Here is a 7,301-nt window from a genome sequence, read left to right on the forward strand (position 1 = left end):
CCTGCTCGGTCAAATACCCCACAGGCAATAACGTGCAGACGCCGCGCACCCGCTTCCGGGGGGCGCACCCCCCGGGTTCGGGATGGGACGGGCAGGGGCGGCGGGGCGAGGAAAGCCCCGCCCCCGGGGTGCACCTGGCACCACCCCCACCCTGGTGCTCGGCCCAGTGACCTCGCGGGGCGGGTCGGTGAGACTGGCGGTATGGAGATGTGGAGCGGCAGGGGCATACGGGCGCGCGGGCCTGAGGTACTGGTCGCCGCAGGGCGAGGGCTGGTGCTGGCCGTCGGGGGGTTCACCGGAGCGGTTGTTCTCTTCGTGCTGTCCGTCGTGTCGATCCTGCTGGTGCCGGCGGGGGTGGGGATCGTCACGACCCCTTGGGTCCTGACCGGCGTACGGGCCTTCGCGGACCGGCGGCGGATCATCGCCGCCGAGTGGTGCGGGATACGGATTCCGTCCACGTACAGGAGCCTGCCCGCGGACACGCCCCCGTGGACGCGCTGCTTCCGCATGCTGGGAGACCCGGCGACCTGGCGCGACCTCGGCTGGCTGGTGGTCGACATGACCGCCGGGTTCGTGACCGCGCTGCTGCCCGCCGCCCTCCTCCTCTACCCCCTGGAGGGCTTCGCGCTGGCGGCCGGCCTGTGGCGGGTCTTCACGGACGGCACGCACGTGGGCTGGTGGTACGGCTTCGTGCCGGTGTCGGGACAGGGCTCCGCCCTCCTCGCGGGGGCGCTGGGCGCGGCGCTCCTCGCCGCCTCCTACGCCCTCTCCCCCGCCCTCCTGCGGGTCCATTTCCTCCTCACCCGCTCCGTCCTCGCCTCCGGCGACGGCGAACTCGCCGAACGGGTCCGCGTCCTCACCGAGACCCGGCGCACCGCCGTGGACACGTCGGCGGCCGAACTCCGCCGCATCGAGAGGGACTTGCACGACGGGGCGCAGGCGCGACTGGTCGCCATGGGGATGGACCTGGGGACCGTCGAGGTCCTCATCGAGAAGGACCCGGCCAAGGCCCGACAGCTGCTCGCCCAGGCCCGTCGGTCCTCCGCCGAGGCGCTCACCGAGCTGCGCGACCTCGTGCGGGGTATTCATCCACCCGTGCTCGCCGAGCGTGGACTCGGCGACGCGGTAAGGGCGTTGGTGCTGCGGCTGCCTCTCGTGAGCGAGGTGGACGTCGACATGGACGGTCGTGCCGACGCGCCCGTCGAGTCCGCCGTGTACTTCGCCGTCAGCGAGGTGCTGACCAACGCGGTCAAGCACTCCGGTGCCGAGCGCCTCTGGGTCGACCTCCAGCACAGGGACGGAATGCTCCGCATCACCGTCACCGACGACGGGGAGGGCGGCGCCCGAGTCGGCGCGGGCTCGGGGCTCACCGGCGTCGAGCGGCGGCTCGGTACATTCGACGGCGTCCTGGCCGTCAGCAGCCCCGCGGGCGGCCCCACCATGGTCACCATGGAGATCCCTTGCGCGTTGTCCTAGCCGAAGACCTGTTCCTGCTGCGCGACGGACTGGTCCGGATGCTCGAGGCGTACGACTTCGAGATCGCCGCCGCCGTCGAGAGCGGACCCGAACTCACCCGGGCGCTGGCCGAGTTGGCGCCGGACGTCGCCGTGGTCGACGTACGGCTGCCGCCCTCGCACACGGACGAGGGGCTGCAGTGCGCGCTTCAGGCCCGCCGGGAGCGACCGGGGCTGCCGGTGCTCGTACTCTCCCAGCACGTGGAGCAGCTGTACGCACGGGAGTTGCTCGCGGACGGCACGGGCGGGGTCGGTTATCTGCTCAAGGACCGGGTGTTCGACGCGGAGCAGTTCATCGACGCCGTGCGGCGGGTCGCCGCGGGCGGGACCGCGATGGATCCGCAGGTGATTCAGCAGCTGCTGGCGCGGCGTTCACATACCGCGCAGCCGCTCGGGCGGCTGACCCCGCGCGAGCTGGAGGTGCTCGAACTGATGGCGCAGGGGCGCTCGAACGCGGCGATCGCGGCCCAACTCGTCGTCACAGAACGGGCGATCGCCAAACACACCTCCAATATCTTCACCAAACTGGGGCTGGAGGTCTCCGACGATGACAACCGGCGCGTACTCGCCGTACTGGCGTATCTGGATCACGGCAGCCAGTGAAGAAGAAGCGCCCGCCGACGTCGTTGAATATAGTTCAAACCTTTTTTTCGAGATCAACTCACCGAAAAACATGCGCTTCTGAGCCCATTGTGCCGGAAATGACCTCACGAACTTCTAAGATTTTCCAGGGTTTCTGAACGCCTCAGGAGTCACCTGCGTACTGATGGACGCCGCTTCACTCCTGTCGGGCGCCTCGATGCCCCGCAAGGAAGTCAGAGGAGTTCCATGGGACGCAACACTCGCAAACGACGTTCGCCACTGGCTGTTCGCGCCGTTGCCGCATCCGCGGCGCTCGCGATCGGTGGGGGCGGATTGATCTGGGCGAATTTCTACGCCTCGGCGCACGAGACCAACTCGAGCCCGAACACCACCAAGGCCGCCGCCGCCCAGGTCGCCACCATCTCCTGCCCCGATGTCGGGCAGAAACTGACCAGCGTGCCCGCCAACGCCAAGTCGAACGTCGACACGGAGCTGGCCACGCTCGACAAGCAGATCACCGAGGCGTACGCCCGGCTGGCCTCGTCGCGTCAGGCTCAGGCCAATGACGCGGGCTTCGTCCAGAACGCGATCCTGTCGCCGCTCAAGGACAAGCGGACCGCGGTCATCGGCCGGATCAAGATCGACTTCACCCGGGTGGGCGCCGCCGCGCCGACCACGCTGGACGGTCTCGCCGCCTGCACCGGCACCACCGCCAACCAGGCCCAGACCACCGCCGGTGGCCAGAACAACGGCCAGCAGAACAACGGCGGCCAGAACAACGGCGGCCAGCAGAACAACGGCGGCGCCTCGGCCAGCGCGGCTCCGAGCGCGAGCGCACCGGCCAACATCGGCGGCCAGGCCGGAAACGGTCCCGTCGCCGCAGACTTCGTCGACATCACCAAGGTCGCGGCGAACGTCCAGGGCAAGCCGCAGAAGTCCGCCAACGCCTCAAGGGGTACGTTCACCACCGCGTGCGGTGTGAACGCGAACAAGAACCACAACACCGACAACGTGATCGTGGCGCCCGGCGTGACCAACGGCGCACACCACCTGCACGACTACGTCGGCAACCAGAAGGTCAACGCGTTCTCCAGCAACAACACATTCCTGCAGGGCGGGACCAGCTGCCAGAACAAGAACGACCTGTCGTCGTACTACTGGCCGGTCGTCCGTATCCAGGACGGCTCGCAGGACTTCGACCAGAACGCGGACGGCGGTGGCAAGGAAGGCAACGTCGGCAAGATCCTGACGCCCGTGCAGGCGCAGATCAAGTACGTCGGCAGCCCGGCCAGCAAGGTCGTCGCGATGCCGCAGTTCCTGCGCATCATCACCGGTGACGCCAAGACCACCACCAACGGTCTGGCGAACGCCAACGCGCACTGGAGCTGCACCGGCTTCGAGAACAAGGTCCAGCTGACGTCGCAGTACCCGATCTGCCCGCAGGGCAGCAACGTGGTCCGCACGTTCGCCTTCCAGAGCTGCTGGGACGGCCAGAACATCGACAGCGCCAACCACCGCACGCACGTGGCCTTCGCCGATCCGGCGAGCGGCGTCTGTGGCAACGGCTTCAAGGCGATCCCGCAGCTGACGATGCGCCTGGTCTACAAGATCGCGCCGCCGGTCCTCCAGAACGGCGTGGTGAAGAACGCGTACGCGGTGGACGGCTTCCCGGAGCAGCTCCACAAGTCGGCGACCGACCACGACGACTTCATCAGCGTCACCACCGGTGGTCTGGCGAACAAGATCGCCAACTGCATCAACACCGGTCAGCAGTGCAGGTAGTAGTCGCTTCACCAAAGGCAGTAGTCGCTTCACCGAAGAGCTAGCACGGCACTGAGAAGGCCGGTGGCGGGAGATCCCGTCACCGGCCTTCTGTGTGTGTGCCGTGCGCGCGGCTCAGCCGCTGTGGGAGTGCTGGTGGTGGTCGGTCCCGACCTCCATGTCACCGCCGAGCGTGCCGCGCAGCGCCGTGACCACCTTCTGGTCGGCGACGGCGACCCACTTGGCGCCGACGAGGTAGAACCCCCCGTAGTCCTTCGCGTCGTTGATCCACTCGCGCTGGCCGCGGTCGGTGGCGAAGGTGGCGAGGACGAACTTGCCGTCGGTGTTCTTGCAGATCGCCTGGCGGATCTCGTCGGCGTCCGTCTGTATGTCCGGCTTGCACTTCACCTCGGCCGCCAGATCCTCCAGACTGCCGGTCGCGGTGGCCGGGACCTGGCCGGCCGAGTCGCTCTTGGTCCCTCCCCCGCCCGACCCGCCGCAGCCGGTCAGCGCCAGCAGGGCCGCGGCCGCGACGACCGCAAGGCCGTGCCCGCTCAGCTTTTCGCGTGTCAACCTCATACGTTCCTCCGGTGCCTGTCGGCGCCCACGCCGTCGAGAGCCCCGGCGAGGGCCCTGGTCTTCGATACGGCTGTGGCGCGCCAAGTGCTCAATCTCCCTCGTTACGGACGGAAAGGCATCCCGTGGGAATGCCGATGCCGCAACGGGCACGTGTGTGCGAAGGTGTGGCCGTGACCGAAGACTGGGAAGAGCGTACGGCGGCGGCCTGGGCCACGTTCGACGACTATGACGAAGCGGACGCGGCGGACTTCCGGGCGGTGATCGACGCGCTGGTCGCCGAACTGCCCGCGGACAGCCCCGTCGGCCTCTTCGAGCGGGCCTGCGCCTGGGACTCCACCGGCCACTCGGACCAGGCCGTGCCGCTGTACCGGGAGGCGCTCGCCCGCGGCCTCGGCGGCTACCGCGGCCGCCGCACCAAGATCCAACTCTCCAGCTCGCTGCGGAACATCGGGCAGGCCGAGGAAGGCGTCAAGCTCCTCACTCCCGAACTCGACGCCCCTTCCGACGAGTTGGACGATGCCGTACGCGCCACTCTGGCGCTCTGCCTCGCCGACCTGGGCCGCGAACGCGAGGGCCTCTCGCTGGTGATCGCCGCCCTCGCGCCCCATCTGCCCCGCTACCAGCGCTCGATGGCGAACTACGCGCGGCTGCTCGTACACCCCGGGGAGTAACTCTCCGGAGCCAGGTGACCATCCACCGATTCGCTCGTTTTGCTGAACGTGCAGTCACAGGATGTAGCCCAGCGCTCCGCAGCCTCCCCAGGACCGGTCGTCGACGTCGAGCAGGCCGAGGCCGCCCTCGTCGAACACTACCCGCGGCTCGTCCGGCTCGCCTATCTGGTGCTGCCGCCGAGCCTCGGCCGCAACCGACGGGTGCTGACCGCGCATGCCCTCACCCAGCGCGCCCTGCCCCGGGGCCGTACGACCGCCACCCTGATCCCGGCCCAGGCCACCGGCCGCGACGGCGACCCCGGCTACGCCCTCGTACGCCTCAAGGTCGTGCGTACGGCACTGGAGGCGGGAGTGCCGCTGCGGCGCGCGGCCTGGCCCAAGCGATCCCAGCTGCCGCCGCTGCTGCCCCAGGTGTGGGGCCTGAGGCTCTTCCCGCGCTCGGGCGGCGCCGACGAACTCGCCCTGGACCAGCGGCTGTCGGCCCTGTCCGGCGCCGCCCGCGCGGCATACGTCCTGCGCGGCCTTGAGAAGCTGCCCGACCCCGACGTACGCAAGGTGCTGACGGCGGCGGGCGTCGACGACCCGCGCGCCGCGCTCAAGGAGGCGGGCGGTGTCGAGGCCAAGGACGCCCTGCTCCTGTCACCCGAGTTCGACCCCTGTTCGCTGCACGCCCGGCCCACCGACCTGATGCGGCGCAGGCAGCACACGAAGGCCGCGCTCGCCGCCGGCGTCGCGGCGGCCGTCTGCGGAGCGCTGCTCGCCCTGCCCAGCGGCGGCTGGGGACCCGACGGCGCCGCCGCCCCGTCGTACGCGCAGAACCCGGCCGCCGAGGCCGCCCTCGACCCCGGGAAGGTGACGCGGATCGCCCCGACGGCGTGGCGGTCGTCCGCGCGCACCGACTTCTCCGTGTGGCCCGCGCGCGGCAACCTCGCCGGGGACACCGCGCTGCTGCGCCGGGCACTCGCCGTCTGGGCCCGGCCCGGCGAGTCCGTGCAGGTCTCGGCGACGCCCGGCACCCCCTCGGGCGCCCCGGCCGGACCGCCACAACTGCTCTACGCCGGTGACGTGGACCAGGCGCGCGTGGTGCTCTTCTACGACGGACTGCGCATCGCCCGGTACGCCGAGCCGCGGGCCGGCACGGGCGGCGCCGCCCTCGACTTCGCCCGGGTCGACGGCGCGACCGGGGCCGAGGCGGAGGCGCTGGTCCTGGACCGGGCCGACGGCAACGTCCGCTATCTGACCGCCCCCTGGGTGACCGGGGCGGCCGAGCGCGACCTGATGAAGCCGACCGCGGGCCCGACACCCCTCACCCTGTCGGCCGAGGGTGTCAGCACGCCTCTGGCAGGCCCGGCCCCGACCGGCACCTGCACCTCGTGGAACGTCATGGAGGCGACCGACGCCTCGGGCCCGCACCTGCTGACCGATCTCGGCGAGCTGATCCCGGCCCACCTCACCTCGGGGCCGCCCGCGGCACACCACGAGGCCGCGGGCCCGGCGGCGCTGCGGAACTGGGCGCCGTTCGCCTGCTCCCTGTCCGCCGTGCGTTCCCAGGGCGTGCGGTCCGTGAACGCCTGGCAGTACGCGCAGCAGCCGCTGCCCGACGCGAGCGGGCAGGCCGCCTGGGTGTGCACCCGGGCCGACACCTGGCGGGGCGACGGCGCCCTTGTCCTGGCCCAGTTCCACACCGCGGGCGGGGTGTACGGGGCGGTCGCGGCGAAGGCCCAGAACTCGCCCGCGTGCGGCGGCCGTGACCCCCATGTGCTGGCGGGCGTGCTGTGGAAGTCGGGCACGGGCGACTGGTACCTCCTCGCGGCGGGCAGCAAGGACACCGCCTCGATCAGCACGACGGGCGGGGTGAGCGGGTCGGCCCGGGGCGCGCTGCTCGCCGTACGGACGAAGCAGGGGGGGCAGGCGGGGCTGAAGGGCACCCTGACGGACGGGCGGGCGGTCAGCGGACTGCGCTAGGTCCTGTCGTCAAATTCCCGTCGTCCGCCCGGAGGGCGGGCCCTGCGGCGTCAGGTGCGTGCTCTCGGCGCGCCGGGCACAGGCCCTCGTACTGGACGTACTTGGATCTGTGCCTGGTGCGGTGAGAATGCGTGCTTCCTGGAGCGCCTGTGCACCGGCAAGGTTGCCAAGTCGGTCGGCTCGGTGACGTACACCCTGCTCCTCGACCACGACGGCGGCATCCGCAGCG

The 7,301-nt window shown here is 70.8% G+C and carries 6 protein-coding genes; 5 read left to right on the forward strand and 1 reads right to left on the reverse strand.

Going from position 1 to position 7,301, the window contains the following annotated elements; genetic code table 11:
- Positions 1–201: 201 nt before the first annotated feature.
- From ABZ656_RS54750 to ABZ656_RS54760, 3 genes are all read left to right on the forward strand, one after another.
- Positions 202–1,476 (forward strand): sensor domain-containing protein, encoded by a 1,275-nt coding sequence (locus tag ABZ656_RS54750; protein WP_360279777.1) that lies wholly within the window; start codon positions 202–204, stop codon positions 1,474–1,476.
- Positions 1,461–2,117 carry a response regulator transcription factor gene (locus tag ABZ656_RS54755; protein ID WP_099940984.1) on the forward strand — a complete coding sequence of 219 codons (657 nt, stop codon included), beginning with the start codon at positions 1,461–1,463 and terminating at the stop codon, positions 2,115–2,117. The genes ABZ656_RS54750 and ABZ656_RS54755 overlap by 16 nt, the downstream gene beginning before the upstream one ends.
- Before the next feature lie 225 nt (positions 2,118–2,342).
- On the forward strand, positions 2,343–3,878 hold the full coding sequence (locus ABZ656_RS54760) for a DUF1996 domain-containing protein (protein WP_101405547.1): 1,536 nt from the start codon (positions 2,343–2,345) through the stop codon (positions 3,876–3,878).
- Positions 3,879–3,992: 114 nt separating this feature from the next.
- Here the strand turns inward: ABZ656_RS54760 and ABZ656_RS54765 are convergent, their stop codons facing one another.
- Entirely contained in the window at positions 3,993–4,436 is a 444-nt protein-coding gene (locus tag ABZ656_RS54765; protein WP_101405546.1) for a hypothetical protein, read from the reverse strand.
- A gap of 134 nt (positions 4,437–4,570) precedes the next feature.
- Between ABZ656_RS54765 and ABZ656_RS54770 the strand changes: the two genes are divergently transcribed.
- Both ABZ656_RS54770 and ABZ656_RS54775 read left to right on the forward strand, forming a co-directional pair.
- Positions 4,571–5,107 (forward strand): tetratricopeptide repeat protein, encoded by a 537-nt coding sequence (locus ABZ656_RS54770; RefSeq protein WP_180362546.1) that lies wholly within the window; start codon positions 4,571–4,573, stop codon positions 5,105–5,107.
- 48 nt (positions 5,108–5,155) lie between these two features.
- On the forward strand, positions 5,156–7,072 hold the full coding sequence (locus ABZ656_RS54775) for a hypothetical protein (protein ID WP_360279782.1): 1,917 nt from the start codon (positions 5,156–5,158) through the stop codon (positions 7,070–7,072).
- The last annotated feature ends 229 nt before the right edge of the window (positions 7,073–7,301 follow it).

It is taken from the genome of Streptomyces sp. NPDC007095 (assembly GCF_040634475.1).
GTDB lineage: Bacteria > Actinomycetota > Actinomycetes > Streptomycetales > Streptomycetaceae > Streptomyces.

Bases quoted from the DNA above. Each gene is read 5' to 3' on its own strand.
- ABZ656_RS54760 (WP_101405547.1), top strand. From the start codon at position 2,343: ATGGGACGCAACACTCGCAAACGACGTTCGCCACTGGCTGTTCGCGCC.
- ABZ656_RS54765 (WP_101405546.1), bottom strand. From the start codon at position 4,436: ATGAGGTTGACACGCGAAAAGCTGAGCGGGCACGGCCTTGCGGTCGTC.
- ABZ656_RS54750 (WP_360279777.1), top strand. From the start codon at position 202: ATGGAGATGTGGAGCGGCAGGGGCATACGGGCGCGCGGGCCTGAGGTA.
- ABZ656_RS54770 (WP_180362546.1), top strand. From the start codon at position 4,571: ATGCCGCAACGGGCACGTGTGTGCGAAGGTGTGGCCGTGACCGAAGAC.